At 38.6% G+C, this 20,479-nt stretch carries 18 protein-coding genes; all 18 read right to left on the bottom strand.

Annotated elements, in window-relative coordinates; translation table 11 throughout:
* Positions 1 to 194: 194 nt before the first annotated feature.
* The 18 genes from J2Z37_RS08910 to cpaB all read right to left on the bottom strand — a co-directional run bounded on the left by J2Z37_RS08910 (position 195) and on the right by cpaB (position 20,479).
* Positions 195 to 1,049 carry a hypothetical protein gene (locus tag J2Z37_RS08910; protein WP_209809911.1) on the bottom strand — a complete coding sequence of 285 codons (855 nt, stop codon included), beginning with the start codon at positions 1,047 to 1,049 and terminating at the stop codon, positions 195 to 197.
* Between the two features lie 530 nt (positions 1,050 to 1,579).
* Positions 1,580 to 1,912 carry a hypothetical protein gene (locus J2Z37_RS08905; protein ID WP_209809910.1) on the bottom strand — a complete coding sequence of 111 codons (333 nt, stop codon included), beginning with the start codon at positions 1,910 to 1,912 and terminating at the stop codon, positions 1,580 to 1,582.
* Positions 1,913 to 2,164: 252 nt separating this feature from the next.
* Positions 2,165 to 2,398 (bottom strand): hypothetical protein, encoded by a 234-nt coding sequence (locus tag J2Z37_RS08900; RefSeq protein ID WP_209809909.1) that lies wholly within the window; start codon positions 2,396 to 2,398, stop codon positions 2,165 to 2,167.
* A 19-nt stretch (positions 2,399 to 2,417) separates the two neighbouring features.
* Positions 2,418 to 3,464, bottom strand: coding sequence for a hypothetical protein (locus J2Z37_RS08895; RefSeq protein ID WP_209809908.1), 1,047 nt, complete (start codon positions 3,462 to 3,464; stop codon positions 2,418 to 2,420).
* 174 nt (positions 3,465 to 3,638) lie between these two features.
* Entirely contained in the window at positions 3,639 to 4,328 is a 690-nt protein-coding gene (locus tag J2Z37_RS08890; RefSeq protein WP_209809907.1) for an ankyrin repeat domain-containing protein, read from the bottom strand.
* 53 nt (positions 4,329 to 4,381) lie between these two features.
* On the bottom strand, positions 4,382 to 10,297 hold the full coding sequence (locus J2Z37_RS08885) for a PKD domain-containing protein (RefSeq protein WP_209809906.1): 5,916 nt from the start codon (positions 10,295 to 10,297) through the stop codon (positions 4,382 to 4,384).
* A 116-nt stretch (positions 10,298 to 10,413) separates the two neighbouring features.
* Positions 10,414 to 11,733: an S-layer homology domain-containing protein gene (locus tag J2Z37_RS08880; RefSeq protein ID WP_209809905.1), complete on the bottom strand. Its 1,320-nt coding sequence runs from the start codon at positions 11,731 to 11,733 to the stop codon at positions 10,414 to 10,416.
* Between the two features lie 28 nt (positions 11,734 to 11,761).
* The gene (gene iscB, locus J2Z37_RS08875) at positions 11,762 to 13,078 is read right to left on the bottom strand and encodes an RNA-guided endonuclease IscB (RefSeq protein ID WP_209809904.1); all 1,317 of its coding nucleotides are present in this window, start codon (positions 13,076 to 13,078) and stop codon (positions 11,762 to 11,764) included.
* A 392-nt stretch (positions 13,079 to 13,470) separates the two neighbouring features.
* A complete protein-coding gene (locus tag J2Z37_RS08870) occupies positions 13,471 to 14,013 on the bottom strand; it encodes a hypothetical protein (RefSeq protein ID WP_209809903.1) in 543 nt (180 codons plus the stop codon).
* On the bottom strand, positions 13,997 to 14,431 hold the full coding sequence (locus J2Z37_RS08865) for a hypothetical protein (protein WP_209809902.1): 435 nt from the start codon (positions 14,429 to 14,431) through the stop codon (positions 13,997 to 13,999). The genes J2Z37_RS08870 and J2Z37_RS08865 overlap by 17 nt, the downstream gene beginning before the upstream one ends.
* A 7-nt stretch (positions 14,432 to 14,438) precedes the next feature.
* Positions 14,439 to 14,864, bottom strand: a complete 426-nt coding sequence (locus J2Z37_RS08860) for an A24 family peptidase (protein ID WP_209809901.1) — start codon at positions 14,862 to 14,864, stop codon at positions 14,439 to 14,441.
* A 71-nt stretch (positions 14,865 to 14,935) separates the two neighbouring features.
* Entirely contained in the window at positions 14,936 to 15,103 is a 168-nt protein-coding gene (locus J2Z37_RS08855; RefSeq protein ID WP_209809900.1) for a hypothetical protein, read from the bottom strand.
* A gap of 34 nt (positions 15,104 to 15,137) precedes the next feature.
* The gene (locus J2Z37_RS08850) at positions 15,138 to 15,305 is read right to left on the bottom strand and encodes a hypothetical protein (RefSeq protein WP_209809900.1); all 168 of its coding nucleotides are present in this window, start codon (positions 15,303 to 15,305) and stop codon (positions 15,138 to 15,140) included.
* Positions 15,306 to 15,431: 126 nt separating this feature from the next.
* Positions 15,432 to 16,280, bottom strand: coding sequence for a type II secretion system F family protein (locus J2Z37_RS08845; RefSeq protein WP_209809899.1), 849 nt, complete (start codon positions 16,278 to 16,280; stop codon positions 15,432 to 15,434).
* Positions 16,281 to 16,294: 14 nt separating this feature from the next.
* The gene (locus J2Z37_RS08840; RefSeq protein WP_209809898.1) at positions 16,295 to 17,239 is read right to left on the bottom strand and encodes a type II secretion system F family protein; all 945 of its coding nucleotides are present in this window, start codon (positions 17,237 to 17,239) and stop codon (positions 16,295 to 16,297) included.
* A 9-nt stretch (positions 17,240 to 17,248) separates the two neighbouring features.
* Positions 17,249 to 18,553, bottom strand: coding sequence for an ATPase, T2SS/T4P/T4SS family (locus tag J2Z37_RS08835; protein WP_209809897.1), 1,305 nt, complete (start codon positions 18,551 to 18,553; stop codon positions 17,249 to 17,251).
* Positions 18,534 to 19,691: a CpaE/TadZ family protein gene (locus tag J2Z37_RS08830; RefSeq protein ID WP_209809896.1), complete on the bottom strand. Its 1,158-nt coding sequence runs from the start codon at positions 19,689 to 19,691 to the stop codon at positions 18,534 to 18,536. Before J2Z37_RS08830 ends, J2Z37_RS08835 begins: the two co-directional genes overlap by 20 nt.
* Positions 19,692 to 19,705: 14 nt before the next feature.
* Entirely contained in the window at positions 19,706 to 20,479 is a 774-nt protein-coding gene (gene cpaB, locus J2Z37_RS08825; RefSeq protein ID WP_209809895.1) for a Flp pilus assembly protein CpaB, read from the bottom strand.

Below are 20,479 nucleotides of genomic sequence, written 5' to 3'. Positions count from 1 at the left end.
CCTCCCACATAATAATTTTACGCGAAATCCTTCATCTAACTAAAGCGCAAAAAAAGCACACGTCTCCCGTAATTAGGAACGTGTACTTCACGATTTTAATGATAATATAATTAAGTTAAATTAATGCTATCACAGCTTTACCGAGTGAACAAGAATAAGATTTCTCAAGGTCCAGCATCAAAGATGCCTAAATTTTACATTGGATTGAATACAGCAGATATTTTTATTAAGGTTTTTTTAAACTCCTTATAATCTGTAGATACGTTTAATTTTAATGCATTACCCAGATCTTTTATTAATTTTCCATTAATACCGAAGTCATTCGATAATTCTACTTCCATTTCGATGGATTCCATACCGTACCGAAGACGACCCTCTGCGATATTTTTCCACTGTAATTCGTTATGATACCAAACTAACCCTTCCGGTATAGAAGGTTTATGCCTTGGATTATGCCTAGTATGGTAATAGGTACGACTTTGGTGATCACTATGAACCTCCCCATTTCCGGCAGTAAAATCAACCGCACCCCTTGTTCCGTAATTCTCCACCTTTATAGCTGTAATTTCTGTTGCCCCCAATGCTTGTAATAGATTAATAGCTTCAGAAAATTTATGGTCTTCCATTTCCTCGTGAAAAGTAGGGGCTTTGTGGTAAAAAGTGGGATCCATTGGATTAATGACATATATCATATTTTCTATAGGCTTTACGTCTTTAAATTTTATATTTCTTGCTTCTTCAAACGTAATAAGTTTTAACCTTTCATTTAATTTCAAGCTACTTAATATCATATCTAACCCAATACCAGTAGTTGCCGTAGCCAAAGATGCTAATCCAAACCTTTTCATTCCCGAAAAGCCTTTATTTCTAGTGAATAATAACGATGCGCCACCCAATAGACTAGCGCTGATTAAAGCAAGTATACCTTTCCCAGACTGAATATCGTTATCTTGTTTTACTATACGTTCTCTTTCTTCGGCGTTCTTTACAATATATAAATACTGTCTTTCTTCGTATGGGCTATCTAGAATATCTTTGTACTCAGCCATGTCTGCCTCCAGCTTATTTCAAAATTTATCAAAATAATAGCGAATTGATTACGAAATTAATTTTATTTTACCAATTTTTCCAGATTCGGTATAGGAATATACTAGTGACACCTTCAACGGGTGCGGAAAATAGAAAGGGAGCTGCCTATCAAGTTACAAGAGTGGCTTCGAATTACACAAAATGGAATGGTTCAAGGATTTAACAGTCTTGAATTAATAAGAAAAATGAACCAGTCCTTTTTAAGAAACAAAAATTACAAAGTGAGTTAAAAAAATAGGCCCGCAGGGTTAGAGATTCGGCTCAATTTGAGTTCGAACCTTCACCCAGCGGGCTTTTTTATTTTTTCCAATGCGAGGTGAGTTATCTTTATGCCAGGGAGATAATAAAATCGGAGATCGGTGGCAATATTGCTGTTGACTTCGAAGAGATCAAAAAGGTCTTTCAAGATAAAAAATCTTGAGGACGAACTGTTTAAATAGAAATACAGTCCAAGTCTAGGGTTTACGACTTGGGCTGTATTTTTTTTATTCTAGTGTACGATAGCGTGTTTATTTCCCACTAGATCGCTTACTCTTATTTCTAAGGGAAAAGGTTGCGGCGCTGAACTCAATTGAATATTAACCACGTAAACTTCCTCCGTAAGGTTAACAATTTTTTTAATCTCTCCCCAATGATTGCCGGTTATTTTTTTTAGATTTCCGGTAGTGATTAATCGATTGAGAAGCATCTCTACGATACAGAATACACGGAAATTAAATACGTCACTAACTAACGGGGGCAGCGAGAGGCTAACTGAACATCTAGCCTCGTCCATCCCCATACTATCGGCAATATCTTTAAATGTAATCGGTTGTACTTGCATACTCCATCTCTCCTTTATTGGTATGGGTTACACGTCCTTTGAAAAAGACCCACAAAACAACAAAACCCCTAAAAGAGTGGGGAATGAGTCCATAGCAAAATAAGGACTTCAAAACCACCTTTTAGGGGTGTAACGTTCATTCTGCGAATCAATCTTCTCGTCCGCCTGGACAAGAATAGTCTAAAAAATCACATCAAATATATATTCCCATTATATCAGAATTATATATTTCATGCACACACTTCTCTCACTTTATGCAATTTTACTTTTCTTCGTTCCATATTCAAATTGATACTCTGGGTGAATATTATAAAGCAAGTCAATCTTCAAAAATGCCTCCTTCCAATCACGTTGGTCTTGCCCTTTCACCACAAGATATCGATCATAAATTTCTGTTACAATGACCTGAATACGGATATTTTGCTTTTTATTAAAACACGTTATGATGTCGCCTATTTCCAGTTGTAATTTACTCCATTCTCTCAACTCTAAATTACTCCTATCTTTACTCTTGATCCTGTCTGATACCATCCTCATAATCATCCCAAAACGAAACATCCTCACCTGAAAAACTCAATACAAATCTTTCACCGGTATGATTATCCTCCCATAATCCCTTATCATCATTTCCCATCTCCCAGGCATTATAGAGAGAAGGCATTTGAATCGCTTTTTTATTTTCAGGAGTGGACAAATCAATGTCAGAGTCTTTCGTCTGAAAAATTACCCGATACCGATAGTTATGGAAAGGAATAGGATTAAATGTTTCGGACGATAAAATGACTGTAGTCGTGGTGGTAACGGATAGATTGTTCAAGATCCTTAATGCTTCAACTATAATCTCTTGGATCATAGGGTCTGTATGAGCCATTAAAAATTCCTTAGGCGGTTCAATAATCAGTAGCATCTGTTGAGCCTCTTCTAATTCGCAAGTATAAGCCCAGAATGACCAAGCAGCTACAAGGAAAGACAGTGCTTTTTGATACTCTCCTTCACTGTTTAAATAAAACTTTCTTCCGCCATCTTTCGTTTTGTACCAGTAAACATTTTCTAGATCCATGATTTCGTTCATTAACCATGTCTTTTTGTCTTCATCCTCTAGGGTCTGAATAGCTCTTATATAACCACCCATTGGACCTTCTATATGCCCCTGATAGGAGGTTGGTGGGAACAAATCCTTTCTTAAAATCCCCTTCTTTTGTGCGAGAAGGGAAAAAAATGAGGATGAAAAAAATTTTCTATTGGCAATAAAAATATCCCTATCCACGATCTCCTTCGGTGGATCGGGGAATTGTTCAACCCATGGAATTGATTGAATTGGATAAACCTCAGATAGTGATGACTTCGGATCGTCGGTTATCCAAAAAACGGCATTTGAATCGCGCCCGTGAATTAACCCTGCTATCGACTTTATCATCTCTTTTCTTGGAGAAAGTTGGCTATCACCCACTATGGCCAAACGAGCATGATGCTCATGCCACCAAGCCCATGCCATTTCAGCTTGATTATGATTCTTGCCAATAATAATTGGTTTTTCAATGGATAGTTTCAATTGGTCATCTCCTTTTCGAAACGCAAAAAAGGAACAACAATACACAATCAAGACATAGCTGTCCTGTTTGTATCGGTGCTCCCGAAATTTTGAATATTAAACTTCTTTTATTATAAGTTAAGTAGTAATCTTTAACAACAAAGATACACTATTCCATTTTAAAACTTATCACCTTTATTTTTTTATTGGATTATGAACAAGCTTAATCTTTGAATCTTTTGGGACAACCGCGCCATGTTCTTTTAACAATTCGATCATTTCGGTATTCTTATCTTCCATGGCGTGAAGCAAAGGTGTCTGCCCATAATTATTCGCTCGGTTTACGTCTGCTCCCAATTCGATTAATTTTTGAACAATTTCAGGTGAAGGAAAACCATGTAAATATCTCGACACGGCATGCTGGAGAGCGTCGTTCGCATCGTTATCTTGAATATGAATGTTTGCCCCTCCGTTTAACAGGAGGTTAGCAATATCCGCTTTGTTCTCTAAAATAGCAATCATTAATGGAGTAAAGCCATCATGTCTTACAATATCCGGGTTCGCTCCTGCTTCCAATAATGTTTTAACTACCTCAGGCTGATTCCATGATACAGCGTGCGACAACGCAGTTTGATTATACTTATCTGTTGCATGAGGATTCGCATCTCTCTTTAAAGCTTCTTTAACCCTTACCAAATCCCCTTCTTGGGCCATTTTCATGAGATAGGTCGTACCATGAATGTCCAGTGAGTGATTTAACTCCATTTGATCTTCTATCACTTCCTCGCTTTTATTCTGGTCATAGGAAAAATAGGCAATGACAATGAATACAACAATAAAAATTAAAGAAATTATCGTTGAATAACGTTTGGTCAATAAAGACATAACCTCATCTCCTTTCTTAAAACAAAACCATGGGTGAAACACCCATGGCATGACTATTTATAGTACTCCATAAAGTAATCTTGGAAAATATCCCCAACAATGGTGATAGTCTTGTAATCCGTTACACTCTTGGGTGGTCCACTCGGAGATGGCTTAATCGCTTCATACTCAATTGAATAAACCCCATCTGCTGTCGGCAAAGGAATAATTACCCATTCCTCCCACTCATTCGCTTTACTTGTTGTTGGGTATTTTTCTTTTAACGATATGGTTTCGCCTTCATCGTTAAAGTCGCCATCGCGATTCCAGTCTATTCTAGTAACTACCTGTTGTGCTTTACCCTCTGTATTAGCGGTTAATTTAATAGCTTGTCCACTTCGAGCTACCGGAGGTTCAACACCACCAATAATCCTTAATGCATCCTCCACCACGAATGTTTGGACTTGCCAATCCGACCACAATTGAGGCGATCCCAGATTGTTAGGTGCTTGATCTCGGACTCGGTATTCAATTCGATAGGTTCCCACACCATCATTAGGAAAGCTCGACGTTTCAAATATTTGTATAAAACGACTACTCATATCCATCGCTGCACCTGATGGTTTAGAGTAATTATTAGAGAAGAATTGAGAAACTCCACTATCTAGCTGAGTAATTCTCATTTCATAAGCATCCAGATTTTTTCCTTCTGGATCCGTCGATCTATCAATCCAAGTTACCTGTTCATCTGCAGGCGATGGATTAGGTGAAACACTGAGATTGGCCACTGGCTTTTGGTTTTTAGGTGAAATCGTAACGATTCTCTCGAACCAGTTAGACCATAGTGGTGTTAATTGACTTAATGCCGGTTGATCCTTCACCCTTAGTTGAATTTGATAGCTGCCAGGCGCGTAGCCAGACAAATCACTTGGCGGTTCTGAAATGGTTGTCCAATTCGTATCCGTTGTTTTTTTCATGCGCCACTCCCAGGCAACAAGCGGATCAGGTGGAGTATCCTGATCATATGAACGGTCTCTATAAGACATTGGCACATCTTGTGGGATCGAATAGCCCGGCAATAAATCAAATAATGCAATCGGCGGCTTATTCTCTGCAATTACCTTTATTACCTGATAATATGGCTCAGACCATGCCCCTTTGTTATCTTGGACAGTCAATTCAATTCGATATTCGCCTATCTTTCCAAACTTCTTAGGAGCTGTATTAGCAAAGGAAGTGCCTCCTGGACTAATTCCATGATCAGTCCACGCCCCGCCTGCTGCAGGCTGTGATCTCCATCGATATCCCACGATCGGATCACCGTTCGGATCATAACTTAAATCCTCATACGATAAGGATTGGGAAAGCGGCAATGGGTTTGGTTTCGGAGTAAATACCGCAACAGGCGGAATATTACCGCTAGTTGTCACAACCTTTACGTCCGGATCAGACCATACCCCCTCGGGGTCTTTGACCCGAAGATAAATAAGGATCGTTTTTCCCGCATTAAGTGTTGAAGGTGGCATGCCCGCTGTCCAAGTTGTTGCGGTATCTTCTTTCCATTTCCATTCCCTTTGTACAATCCCCTTATTCGCTTCGTATTCATGGTCAATATCATACGAATAATCACGAATGGATAGGCCGTAAGATAGGGGATCAACCCCTTCATAATAAACGCTTAAGTTATCTATATACCCAGCATCGTCCCCAACACTTCCCGACCCATCTTTACGATACGTAAATTGTAAGTTGTAGGTAGTTCCAGGAATTAACGCCTGTTTATAATTCACCCATCCCTGATTACCTGATACGTTTACGATGTTATTTCCATTTAAAGAGATTGTTAAGTAGTCGTAGTTTGTTTCTGAACTAACATACCAATCAAATGAAAGTCTCGCATTTTTTGCTTGGGCCGGAATAGTAAATGTTGTCGATCCTGTTGACGATGAACTATGTCCAGTGCTACCACTTTTATAGGAATAATTACCACCTGATTTTCTTGTTGTATTTCTTCCCCAAGAACCACTGAAGCTGAAATTATAGTTCGTGTCTTCGAAATCTTCCAATATGCTAGTTGGCTTCGTTGATGAACTTGGGCTTAAAACAGGTGAAAAGTTAGCGATTGATTTCCGATGCACAAATAGTTTCAGTGTTTTTTCAGGTTCCCAAGACCACAAACGATAGTTATCGAATCGGTTATCAAATGTTCCATTGTTATATCGAGGTTCATCTTTCGCCTGAAAGGTGATATCAAATTCCCCTACATGAGAAAATTTATTTACCGAATTAGGCAGCCATTGATCATGATAAGGGGCTCTTCCTAAACTGTTCTGAAAGTAATTTGGATTTGTATGGTCGAATTTCCATCTCCTAGCGATTTCTGGATCCCTTTCGACATCTTCATAGAACGTCTCAAAATTAATTTCTTGATCTAACAAAATGTAATTAGATAAACCACTGTTCGCATTAATCTTAGCTATAATATAATCTGCATAGTTGCTTATGGCTTGGTCCATTCTCGTATTATTAATGAATGTACCGTTCCCGTTATTAATACCAATGATCCTTCTAATTTGCGATTGATTAGCATTTGTCCCTAAACCCGAAAAATCAAGCACATTATTTAACATACGGGAATAGATAACAGACTGCTTCTGAGGATCGTTAAACTCAGGAATCTCCACATCACTAATATTCGCAACAAATCGGAAGGCACCGTCTCTCCAAGTTGGCTCCTTTAATACTTCATCGAATGATCTACCAGATATGGTTTCCATCTCAATATTTTTAAACGTAATATAAGACAGTGAGCTACAACCATGTGAAACATAGCTAGCCATAGGTCCGAATCCATTTCCATATTGTTCCGGTAGAGCTTTACCATCGATCAGTTTAACACCGTTATCCCATAGATCTATTTTGTCTGGAGTAACCTCAATTACGAAATCGTGCTGATTGCTTGTCTTGGGATAACTTCCGATTTCCATTCCAGCAGATGCTACCGAATAAACAACACCTTCATGAAACTGGTTAACATTGACAGCAGGTATTTGATAAAGTTTAATCCCTGTTTGCGCAAGAAGGATCGCATAACCACTTAATGTATCCCCTACGATTTGAGTATTAAAGAGATACCCGGCCCCTTCCAATGTATGCCAGTCCGTTTGATTCTCATTAACTTGAAATCGAAACGTCTTTTTAGATTTAACGTTATTCGGCATAAATAAAAAGTCCTTGTATCCAGGCGCATCATACCCATAAAACGTTAGGTCTTTTCCGTTCTTTACAATATGATTTGTCGTTGGAACACCGTTAGATGTGGAACCGCTATAAGCAGAATCCGTATAAGAATGACTGTACTCTACCCATGCAAAATTATTTTCAACAGCCAATTGCGTTGTTTCAATTGAAGTGATCTCTGCATCAATGCCAGTAGATGCAAATTTCGACTTCATGTAAGTCGCGATCATTCCATTCAAATCGGCTACTTTAGATTGTTCTACTTGTCCCACAGTAAAAACAATATCCGCTTTTTTCTTGAAAATGGGGGCAAAAGATACCATTGGGCGAAGATTAATCACTTCCGATTTCTTTTCGCTCATTGGTTTTGCCGTTGTATCCCCTTTTCGTTTGTCCTCTGCGGTTATAAATTGGGGAATAGTCGGCTGGCCGAACTCCTCTTCGACTTCAAGCTCGAATAAATAATTCCCAACTTTGTCCGTATATAGGATTGGGTTCGGATTGTTACCGTTATCAAGTATAATCCAATTTTCATCAAGAAAATCCCCGTCATTATCGGAATCAAATTTATACTTCCATACCCGCTTGGATATGATATCCTGATCATCTGACTGTGTTAGATCAGTTAAGCTGATCGCAGCTTTACGAGTATCCGAATCCCTTATAATTGCCGAGGCAACGTAGAAATCTACATGAGGAGGCGTATCTCTCATAATCTCAATGGACCGTTCATACCAAGGAGATGTGTTGCCTGCCGTATTCGTTACCCTTAGTCGTATTTTATAAATACCAGCTTTTTTAAATAAGGTTTGATGTATACTTAAATCGCCATCATCGACCCATTTTACTTGATCTAAAGATACCCCTGTCGGTGGAACGAATTCCCACTCTGTTTTTGACCAAACAATGGGATAACGCTTAGATGTAGTACTCTGTGTTGCATCTAACTCCATTTTCCGATTTTCTTTCGGGTAACTTCCTGGTGCTATTACATAATAGGCCGTAGGAATAGCAGGTTTTACGGTTATTTTTTCAGTAACTTCATCCGGCTTTCCCCATTCATCTTCCACATATAACTTAAATTCATATTCGCCGGGAGTATCAAAATACACCTTGGTCTTGTCATCATTTAAAGTGGTGACCGGCTGATCCGTAATAGGGTCTTTCATATTTGCATCAGGCGGGATTGTCCACTTAATCACAGTTATTTGATCACCATTAGGGTCATAGGAGCGATTCTCAATGGTAATCTCATCCCCTTGAATAACTGTACTTGGCATATCAATGATCGCCCTTGGAGGTTTATTTTCAACCTCTATTTCTCGTTCGTCAGTATCCGAGTCCTCCCCATCGTCTACTGTTAATTTAATGACATAGGTCCCTTCTTCATTAAAAGTAAGTGTTCCACCTGTATATTCTAAATCCCCATCAAAGCCATTTTTCGGGCTTATTTTCCACGAATAATCTAAAGGACTTGGACCAAAATCCGGGTCATAAGATCCCGAGCCATCAATAGTTACAGGTTTCCCAATATTGACCGAGGATGGCGCTCTGACTTTAGCCACCGGTGGAATGTTTTCGGGTTGTGGTGGAGGTGGAGGGTCCACTGGTGTAGAGCCGATGGTGATTGTCTTAGTTTTTGTCCCTTCATTTCCACAATTATCCTTCGCCCAAAGAGTAACGGTATAGGTTCCGGCACTATAAAAAGACACTTTGTTATTCCATCCGGGCCATGAGCCTGTCGATGGCATAAAACCACTGGATGGAGATACGGTCCACTTGTATTCCTTTATAAGTCCGTTACTATAACCGCACTTGGCAGGTACAGATATTTGCGTAATCGGAATGGTTGTATTTGTTTCTCCGCTAGGTGGCATATCAAAATCTACATATATGTTCCCTGAAGGTACCGGTGGTTTCGTTGGTTCTGGTGCTGGTGGTGGTGGACCATCTTTATACTCAGCTACTATATATGTTCCGCCAATACCTACCGTAAAGTTTCTTGTTTGTACGTTGGGGTCTGTTTTTTCTAGAATAAACTTTTTGTCTTTTGTAAAAGGGTTCTCAATGTAGGTTCGTTGCAACTGCATTCCACTGTATGTTTGTTCAAATGTATGAGAGACTGCCGTGGCTGACTTATATTGCCCTTTGACGAAGCTACTAAGTGTTATAGGCGATGATCCGTTTTCTTTTTTATAAACAACTCTAACGGGATATTGACCACTATTCCAGGATACTGGAATATCGTAAAACTGATCGAAATCACTAGGATTTGCCCAACTTCTAGCACCTACGATGGCAGATTTACTATAATATTTTTGAGGGAGTAATTTCCCATTTTCAATAATTTGAAATATGGAACTAAGATAGATTGTATCCCTATCTTTCGTACTTTCCATTCCAGCATCATTCATGGCTTTTGAAACGACATCTATTAGAATAAGGAAGTCTGTTATAACAGTTCCGCTAGGCCCATCACTTTCCGATACTTGCTGCATGTTTTCCATTTTCCCATGAGCTGTGGATGTGGGGTTGCCATTTGCCCTGGCTTTATGGACTATCCAGCCAGTTGTCCGGTATCTGATCCCAGATGAAGCTTTTTTGGATTGTGTTGAGAAGAAAATTTGACCATTATTTACCTGCACATTAACAGAGGCTGATATAGGTAAAGGGATTATAATCTGTCCCATAAGAAAAATTGCTGTCATGAAAACAGCAATTACTTTTCTTATTTTTATGATTCCTGGCATTTTTTCTACCTCCCCCCCTTTTTATATTAAAAATTAACCCCAACATATTAAACGATCCTCATTTAACGTGATTTTTACCACTAAATGAGAGATCGATAATAACAATTTACAGCCTATTATTTCGGTAAATTACTTTTATTGTTAAGAAACACACTTGCGAGATTACTGATCCTTAATGATTGTCCCCAATCTCCCATCATATGAGCTGATATTTCAATATCTGCATACCCTTTATAAGTAACACCTTTGTTTAGAGTCATCCCGTCAGCAAATGGATCATACAACAGATTTTTATTTTGTTTAAAGGAAACGATTTTAAATTCGAACTCGGATCGAACGTTATAACCACCAAAACTGGAATAAACCATTGTTGGTTCTGGTTTCAGCCATCCTTCAATAACAATTTGGTTTTTCTGTACCCATTCTCTGTACTCTTTCAATTGTTTTTTCAGGTAATCCTCATTAGCTCCTTTATGGATGTACTCATAAGCTTTCTTTTCCCAATTCCCATCAATCGTCCGATAGTCTACATTAAATATGAGATCATAGTATTTTGAGATCCTTTCCATCCAAACATCTACATTCTCATCCGTAAACTCCGGAACATTTTTATATAGTTGTGCTGATGTCATTCGACTAGGAAGACCTCTTTTTGAATAGGGCATCTCATACATTTCATTTGGAATAGAAGCAACAATATAGGGATAATCTTTATAATTTTTTGGTAGATTGGTTGTTCGAATGGTTCTACCAAAGCGATCTTTATCAACGCTTGGTTGCTCCGGTTTAATAGTCCGAACAGGTGGATTCGGTAACTTCTCCAGTGTTCGGATAACCATTACAACAGCTTCTGCACGGGTTGCTGTTTTATTTGGACCAAAAGATCCGTCTGCATACCCTTTTACGATCCCTAAATCATTTGCGATCTTCACGTACCCTCTAAATTGTTCATCTACATTGGTCAAATCCGTCAACTTGGAGAGAATAGAATTCCAAAATCCTTGATCCTCAGCATCTTTCGCCTTATCCAAAGCCCGCACCGTCATTACAGCAATTTCTTGCCTTGTGATTTTTCTTGATGGATCAAACCTCAAATCCTTATACTCATTTGCATGAATCAGTTTGTTTTCGATAGCTGTTTGAATATAGGTTTCAGCCCAATTGTTATCGTCAACAAAGACTGACGGATTGGTAGATAGTTTCAAATTAAGTGCCTGAACAAGTGCAGTAGTAAATTCAGCCCTCGTAATGGGATTGTCGGGTTTGAATGTTCCATCCCCGTAACCTTTAATAAATCCCCATTCTACCGACTGTCTCACATCTGTTTTAGCCCAATGCGTTGAAATATCCGTTATCTGTGAGTTCGCGAACGCTTGATCATTGAATAAAGAAATCAGTAATGCCGACGCTATTAAAAGACTTAATTGTTTTTTCATAAAAATACGTAGTCCTTTCGTAGGTTGTTTAAGATACAAAACAAAATCCTTTCCCCGATTTAATCAGTTTTACCTTCGATACGGCTGGTACTTTTCGACAATCTCGTAAAACTACGGTTTTCCCTTTGTTATTGGTTCCCGAAACGGTATAAAGGTTTCCATCAAACCACACTAAATCCATCGGTTGCAGAGAATACCGTTGTTTTCGTACCACCCGTTTTCCCTTTGATACCTTCTCTCCACGGTAAACTCGTAAATTTTCCAACGTCAATTCTCGATTCCGTACCCTCCTTCCACAAAACACTTCTTGACCTTTGACAACCCGACCAGTACGAATATCTGTAACTTTAGCATCGTAAAATTTCTCCAAACTCCGGTTGTTTCTCCGCACTTGTCGGATAAGAAAGGATTGGATCCGGGATTGGTTGGAACCCCCAGCAATCACAAAGGCATCTGTTGCATGGGATTTTTCTAGACCCTGCAAGATCCGTTTTGACTTCGTAAGAAACCCATAGGTCGGCTTGGCATTTAGTAAAGCGATCAGTTTCCAGCGCACCATTGACATGAAGGTTTCGGGTCGAAATGACTTTTCCTTAGGTTCCCATCCGTATAGAAACCCGGTGGATAAATGATTTTGAGGCGTATGGCACCAATCACACAAAGCAATAAGATTTCTTGGTCGATTCGACCGATCCCCTTTCCAAAAACCTACATGATGAACTTGCAAGATGGGATGAGGATTCTTGTTCCGACATTTAGGATACTGGCATTGGTGGTGATCTCGATGCAAGATGTACTCCCTAAGGTTGAAAAATCCAAATTGCTCACCCATCTGATAAATTATTCCTTCAATTTCGGGGTTTCGGATTGCCTGAATATCAAAATTCGCCACTTCCAAGATGGTTTGATTGATTGGGAGAATTCGTTTTACTTTTTCAACTAAACGTAAATGGGAATCGAGCTTATGTTGAATACTAGGAGCCAACCATCCTCCGGAACGTCTTCGATTGTCAAAACGAGGTTTACGGTATCGCAATCGACTTCTTCGCTGACGACGATACATAGCACGCCCCTTCAATCGTTCACTCATTCCTGTCAGAAGTTTGCACTCCGCGGCAAACACCTCCGTTTTCTCCGACACTACAGAGACCCCCACATTCTCATAGCCACTATCTATACCTAAAGTTAAGGATTGGGTATAGGATGTGGTCGGATAAAGCAATTGAATGGTGAAAGGCTTTCGCCCTTTCACTTTGGCCTTTCCTGATTGGATTAATCGGCGGACCTTTCCATACCGAGTGGTTGGCATCAAAGGTCGTCCATGTTCATTAAGTACATACACCATTTCAAAAACATCTCCTATGCGAAGATAAGCCTGCCAGATGGCAGTTGGTCCACATCGCCCAGTTCGATGGGGTTTTTAACCGCAGCACGTCGCCTACCCATTAGCAATTGTTAACCACGATCCGCAGAGTCCGGAACTTGTGGAGCATCCCGGAGTGCCTATTTCCTCTCCAACATGAGAGATTCCCGTCGAACGTCTCCTAATACAGGGAGCTAATCAATAGGGCCTGAACGATTCTTCCCAGGCCCACCTTTTTTAAAGGCGGGTATTGACTTTCCTACCTCCTGAACTTATTACTTTTATAATAGATTAGTAGAAAGAGATAGGCAAAAATTGACATACTAATCTTTTTATGTATAAATCTTTGGGTGGTTATTTAATTAGTTAAACGGTTAAAATGCATCTTCCAAATTAGTTACTCGTATTATCGGTAAATTATAAGTATCTCCGAACATTTTAAATAGTAATTTAACAGGAACAGTTATTTTCGAATAGACACTTACCTTGTCAATATAAATTCCTTCGGAATTGGTTAAAGGCAAATAAGGTTGTAAGTATACCTCAAATCTTTCTAGTGTAACCGGCCCCGCAATAACGCCATCTGGATTATTCGGTTGGAATGAAGGGGATAAATTCATATTCTCGCAAAGGTATTCACTAAATTTATTTTGGGCCCTTACTACTCCATCTGCTTCCGTTTCACTAGATTTATGAAATTGAATCTCTCGATAAGCCAACCGTTCCTGATCGACAACCGCCCAAACAGAGGCATTGGCAAAGTCTAAATCATTTTTAAATGATTCCGCAATTACATAAAGCCGACCTATCTCAATTAATAGCATAATAAACAACATACTAAGGAAGAGAATGACGACTCCAATAATTGCATTTGCTCCGCCTTTCTTATCTCGAAAAAACCTATTTAAAATACTCACGGCTGACGGAGCTCCTTGTTATACTTATGGTCTCATCTTCGGTATCTTCGTCTAATGAAAACCTATCAAAGTAGTATTGCGTATAGGGAGTAACGTATTCAATTGTTAATTCGAGATTATCCCCCCATTGAATAGGATACCGTGTTGGACTATAAATACTAATTTTACTTTCATCAAAACCAAACACCTTTAAACGATCAACTATATTGGTTTCAATATTTGAAGTTAAGCCGCCTTCTTGTTCCATTTCCATCAAGGCTACTCGATGAACATTTTCCATTATGAATGTTTCAAATACATACTTAATTGGCGCACTTAAATTTATTAACACTAACATTAGCAAAAGGATGGTAGCCGCAAACCCAATATACTCCGCTCCTCCATGTTCATCCCGCAAAAATCGTTTAAGGAGCTTCATTTCTTTATCACCCCTTTATCATTGGATCAATGTGCTGCCAAATGATGCCAACGAATATCGCAACCGCATAAGGAACACTTGGCTTCCACATTCTTTCTTTGATGATATAAATTAAAAACAATGGCAACGCAGCTATTAAACTATAAAAAAACACTCCAAAACTCCAGCCTAATCCGCTAAATACAGCTAGGGCAATAAAAAATTTAAGATCCCCACCACCATAAATACCCAACTTATATAAAAAGAGTGCCGGAATAAAGGAAATACTGAAAGATATGAACAAACCTGACCATGTACCGTAAATCAAATTTACTCCGATGCCAGTTATAAGGAACGAACCAGTTAATCTATTGCTAATGTTTCGTGTTTTAATGTCCGTGATGGCAGCCCACGTTACAAAGAAGTAAACGACACACATCTGCCATATCTCCACGTAGATTCCTCCATTTCAGGAGGCTACTCTTTTATGAAGTGAAAGTGTAGCCTCTTAAACTATATAACCCACTACTTAATTTTTTCTGTTAACGAGGTATTTACCTTATCAAACACGCCACCAATTGCTGATCCCATATTTCCGAGATTTAAGAATATTGCCAATGCTACGAAAGCAATTATGGCGACCGTTTCTATTGAGGGCGAACCTTTGGTATCTTTAAAAAGTCTTTTTAACATTTCTATTCCTCCATAAATTAATATTAAAAAACCGTTACTTAATTTTTTCTGTTAGCGAGGTATTCACCTTATCAAATACGCCACCAATTGCTGATCCCATATTTCCGAGATTTAAGAATATTGCCAATGCTACGAAAGCAATTATGGCGACCGTTTCTATTGAGGGCGAACCCTTGGTATCTTTAAAAAGTCTTTTTAACATTTCTATTCCTCCCTATTCTTTAATCAGATAATGATTTTTTTGTTGATCATTTCATGTGCTTTGAAAGTGTCATCCCCCCTTTGATCCTCAAAAACTCATAGGATCAAAAAAGATGTAAAAATTATCTTATCTAAACAACCCATCAGTTGCGATAAGCAAGAACATGGGAACCGCCACGAGAAGAAAAATACATATGACCATTCCGACAGTTGTTAGCGGTAAGAAGTTGGAGCGATTCTTAGTGCTTTTAAATGCCTTGAAACTCTCTCTTCTTTTTAAAATTTCAGCCTGTTTTTCTAAAATCGCTCTCATTTTTCCTGATTGTTCGGCTTGAATAATGGCCATTGCCATATTATCAACATCTTCCATGCCAATACGCTTACTAAATACAGGTAGGCATCGCGAGAGATTCCCATCGATATTGTAGTGAGCTGATAACCTGCTTACTTCTTCACCCAATGGACCTTGTAACCTTGAGGATAAAACCATCAGAACTTCACGAATAGGCACCCCATTTGCTGTAGATCTTGCAATTTTTGTTATCATATAGGGCAACTCTTTTAAAATTTCTTCTTCTCTTTTTTTCGCTTTCGACCAAATTAAGATGTCTATCGCAAAAAAGCCAAATAGGCTGCTTATGGTCTGCATTAAGGGTGAACTGTTACGTGCCAACCAAATTGTGAAAATAGTAAGTCCTATCTTTACGACTACATATCTTTTAAAAGTTAAGTCATATGGACTCCCTCCCCGGATAATAAAAGATTCAATCTTATCCTTCCTAGGAATTTTTTTGATAATGGGCATTAACAAATCGCCTAAACGATCTAAGATATGTTCATTCTTTCTCAATTCCTTTTGAAATGACTTGAGCCTTTGATACTCGGGGCTTTTTTTTCTTTGGTAAAACGTTACTATCTCATAAATAAGGAAATAGCAACTGCCCCAAAGCATGATTGTTCCGATGGCTAAACTCAATCCGATCCCCCCTTCTAATCATCCTCACTTGCTGTCATTTCCTTCGTGACATATAAAACGAACAAAATAATCGCAATCATAGCGACGACCACAATTTTTCCGACGAAATGGGTAACAAGTAAATGCATGGCTTCGGGCTGCGTCTTGTTCAACATAATCACAAGGAAAATATAAATTCCTAATAGGAAATAGGTAACTAGGGATGCACCAGCAGTTTCACTTTCTCGTTCCAATATTCGTACTTCTTTCTCTGTTGAGTCATTTATATAATTTTGGAGAGTCTGTGAAAAGTTACCACCAAATCGAATTTGCAATTCCAAATCATCAAGAAAATCTCGGAGTAACTTGTTGTCCAATTTTTCTTTGGCTTCTACGATCGTTTCTCGTAAGGTAATATCCCCATTTTGTAGTTGAACGACTAGATATTGCATATCTGTCTTAATCGGTTTTTTTATTCTATCGCCAGTGTCCTTTAAGGCCAAAAGAATATCTTGATGTACTTCATAAAAATTAAGCAAAGTTAAGAAGAAGTTGGGCGTTTGTTTCCGCATTGTTCTCTTACGATGCTTCGCATCCCAGGCTAACAGATGAAAATATAAATATCCCACAATTCCACCTATTAAAATCCCTGCTACTGGATTGTTAAGTTTATTCGATGAAAAAACGAATGCAACAATAGAAGTAACCAACATTACAATAAGAAAAATATATTTATTTAATGGGCGACCACCGATACGAATCCTTGATTTTTTAAGCAGATCATCTGCGTTTTGAATAATGTTATAAGCTTTCTTGTTTTTAGCTGCTACCCATTCGTCCAAATGTTTTTCAACATTTTTTCTCTCAATCCATTTCAGTGCTCTTTGAGTATCTTGTGTATTGGATGTTTGTAATAATTCGTAAATAAACAAAGCTAGGCTACCCGTTAAAGCAAATCCCCATATCATGCTATATCCCATGAGACCGCCTCACTTCCTTAAGGCTCGTCTTAACGCCATTTTCTTCAGCAATTCTGGACTTTCCTCATCTTTCCGATAAAATCCCTCATCTGTTTTCGGATCCACATCGTAATACCAAATCGGCTTAACCATTACCACCTGTTTTTCCGCATCATATCCGGTTACTTCTGCTATCTCTACTACTTTATGACGGACAACGTGTACGACTATATCGACGGTATCTGCTATCATGCTAAGAAGATGCTCATACTTTAAGGGAGTATCCGCATAAAGCATTAAGAACGCCAATTGTTTTAATGCTTCTTTAACCCCGTTTGCATGAATGCTTGTCATTCCACCATCATGTCCTGTTCCAAAAGCACGAACTAATTCCAGGGCTTCTTTATGACGGAGTTCCCCAAGAATAATTCTTCTTGCAGACATCCTCATCCCATTCTTGACCAACAAATCCATCTCGATGGGTTTATCATCCTCCCCCTTCTTTTTCTTGGTCTCCATCGCAACGATATTATTATGATCAATAGATAATTCTTCTTCCTCTTCCAGAACAGCCAGACGTTCCAGATCATCAATAAAGGTGGTAGCTAAGCACCGCATGAATGTTGTTTTACCTGAACCCGTTGGCCCTGAAACAAGGATGTTCATCCACGACCCGACATATTTTCCTAAATCATCGGCCATCTCCTGAGTTAATGTACCCCCGCTAATTAAAGCATTGATATGATTAAACGAGTCAGCTTGATGCTTTCGTATGGTAAAATAGGGAACTTTAACAACTGGTGGTACTGCACCATTTAATCGCAAATGCCTTTCTTGATCCCGTGTATCTACAATTGGGTCCAATTTATCAGCCCTGGCACCGAGCCTACTCAAAATTTTCCTGAAGTATTCTTCCAGATGACCGACACTTTCAAATGATAGATTAAGGGGAATGTCCTTTCCTTTTTGACGAATTAGGATGTCTTTGTGGCTATTGACAAAGATATCTGTTACTGTTGGATCTTCAATATAAGGGTGTAGGAACCCGTACCCAAATAATTCATCCATCGTCAATTTCTTAATCTGCTTTTTTGGAATATCACTATGCACAATTCCCATTGCCAATCGCTCATCAATCTTTTCTTCCAGGACCGATCGAGGGACTTTCCCTTGATATACAGCGTTAATCAATTCAGTTTCGTTCGTATTCAAATCCCTAATCACTTCATTGACAACCTGCTGCTGATTATTGATAAGTTGTTTTTCTTCCAATGAGATCGAGAGTGTGTTCTTTCTTCTTAAAAGATCTAATTGATCATATTGAACTACTGCCAAGGTCTGTTTCACCTCGCTTATCCTTTTTGAAAATCCTGTTTAATAAACTTATTTCACCTTTTGTCGCCTCTTCTTCTTTTGAACGGAAGCCAATATTTTCGACAAAAGAATTAAGTGCTGATACTTTTTCAATCAGGGATTTAGGCAACCTCTCTTGCATTAATTCACCCGATAGAAACAAACCTAATGCGTTAGGAATTTCCGGAATAATATTTATCATTTTTTGGTCCAGGGTTTTTTCAATTTGACTGATTCCCATGGCTATTTCCTCTTTGTAACGATTTATAACAAAGTGAACATTAGGCATATCCGATTCACGATGAGTCTTAATCCAATTTATAAGTTGTATCGAATTGAAGATGGAATTTTGCTCCGGTAGCAGAGTGATCACAATGTCTGTTGCCCTCATTAATGCTACAGAAGCTGTAACTGAAAATGGATAATTGGGCACTTCATAAATCACCACATCATATTTACCCTGTTCGTATTGATCCCAAAGATAAGCAAACTCCTCTACTCCCCATTTCGTTGATTCTAAATAATCGAGATACATTGGAGTTACTGTTAAGTTTTTATCAACTGAAAAATCGTAATCTGTTAAATTAATTGGTAGATCGTTGCGTAACAACTTAATCCCTTTCACGATAGATTCTAACGGTGGTACATTAAAAAAATGGTGAAGAGACGGTGTTTCAAAATTCCAATCCACTAACCGAACCCTATTGTTTCTTGATGCCTTTTTCGCAGCAAAAGAACTTAGAAAGGATTTTCCTGAGCCACCCGCTGGACCAATGAAAACAAAAGATTTTTTTAGTTTTGTCGGTTTCCCAACAAAATGGTATAATCTTTCGTTCGGATCAACTCCATTTATGATAAATGGAATACCCTGCTTCTTTAAAACTTCACAAAACCTTGTTTCATTTGGTGGATGAATGACTGCAAGAATCTCTTTCTGCTGCTTCTTTAAGGTTTGTATCATGGAGTGTATATCGTCTTCGGGAAAGGAATAAAGGATAAATAGGATTTTTTTCTCCTCTATATCGGAATCGTCATTGTAAGTTTTCAATGATAGCCCTGGTAGAACCACTTGTACTAAACTACCGATTGTATCGTTTGCACATAAGATTGCGACGTCCACTTTAATCCTCCTTTCTAATTGGATGAAACCGCGACTTGTCCATCAGAAATCTTGATGTCTTTTCTTAGGAATTCGACGTTTGGCGATTGAACAGATAAATTTTTACTTTTATCATTTCTTAGTACAGCACGTAATTTTACTGTTTCGTTGGATTGGAACGTGTTGAGGATCAATGAATCCTCAACAGTTGCCTTAATCGTCACAGTCGCTGGAACGAAGGCCCCTTTTTGATTTTGTTCCTTTTCTTTTGCCAGTTCTTCCTCATTCATAATTGGTTTTATTTTTTCCCAGTCCTTTGTATTGATTTGCGTGATTAGAGCATTTTGCAATACAAGCTCAGAATGCCCTAACCCCATCCCTTTTTCAGGCGGAGGAAAATAAGCTAAAATATCAACGTAGTTCCCAGCAACCGGCAATCCACCAACTTGACTTAACTCAAGGGCAAGATTTATTTCACGATCTTGAGCAGAGAACTCTACCTGTTTAACCTCAGCTAGACGGTCCTCGCTTAGTTTTTCACCTGCTAACAAATCAACTTTCGATATCTTTCCATTGACTTTCTCTAGGCTATTAACCATCCATGGTTTTACTTCCGTTTTCGGTATTTTTGTCAAAACGATTTTGTCCGTGGTTATCTGACTATTTTTAGGAATGTTAGCTTTGACCTCTACAACGGAAGCTAAATCTTCTTCTGTTATCTCCTTAGGGCTCAAACCTTTATAAATCATTGAAGTAGATAATCCTGCTACAACAAGAGCCAATAGGATTCTTTTGTTTTTTTTATTCAA

The organism is Ammoniphilus resinae (assembly GCF_017873965.1).
In the GTDB taxonomy this organism is placed as follows: domain Bacteria; phylum Bacillota; class Bacilli; order Aneurinibacillales; family RAOX-1; genus Ammoniphilus_A; species Ammoniphilus_A resinae.
Note: the sequence above shows the minus strand (reverse complement) of the source record. Positions and strands in the feature narration are given on the sequence as shown.

What these genes read in the sequence shown, in the direction of transcription:
- J2Z37_RS08880 (WP_209809905.1), bottom strand. Translation starts at nt 11,733, where the DNA reads ATGAAAAAACAATTAAGTCTTTTAATAGCGTCGGCATTACTGATTTCT.
- J2Z37_RS08855 (WP_209809900.1), bottom strand. Translation starts at nt 15,103, where the DNA reads ATGTTAAAAAGACTTTTTAAAGATACCAAAGGTTCGCCCTCAATAGAA.
- J2Z37_RS08910 (WP_209809911.1), bottom strand. Translation starts at nt 1,049, where the DNA reads ATGGCTGAGTACAAAGATATTCTAGATAGCCCATACGAAGAAAGACAG.
- J2Z37_RS08890 (WP_209809907.1), bottom strand. Translation starts at nt 4,328, where the DNA reads ATGTCTTTATTGACCAAACGTTATTCAACGATAATTTCTTTAATTTTT.
- J2Z37_RS08840 (WP_209809898.1), bottom strand. Translation starts at nt 17,239, where the DNA reads ATGGGATATAGCATGATATGGGGATTTGCTTTAACGGGTAGCCTAGCT.
- iscB (WP_209809904.1), bottom strand. Translation starts at nt 13,078, where the DNA reads ATGGTGTATGTACTTAATGAACATGGACGACCTTTGATGCCAACCACT.
- J2Z37_RS08905 (WP_209809910.1), bottom strand. Translation starts at nt 1,912, where the DNA reads ATGCAAGTACAACCGATTACATTTAAAGATATTGCCGATAGTATGGGG.
- J2Z37_RS08885 (WP_209809906.1), bottom strand. Translation starts at nt 10,297, where the DNA reads ATGCCAGGAATCATAAAAATAAGAAAAGTAATTGCTGTTTTCATGACA.
- J2Z37_RS08865 (WP_209809902.1), bottom strand. Translation starts at nt 14,431, where the DNA reads ATGAAGCTCCTTAAACGATTTTTGCGGGATGAACATGGAGGAGCGGAG.
- J2Z37_RS08850 (WP_209809900.1), bottom strand. Translation starts at nt 15,305, where the DNA reads ATGTTAAAAAGACTTTTTAAAGATACCAAGGGTTCGCCCTCAATAGAA.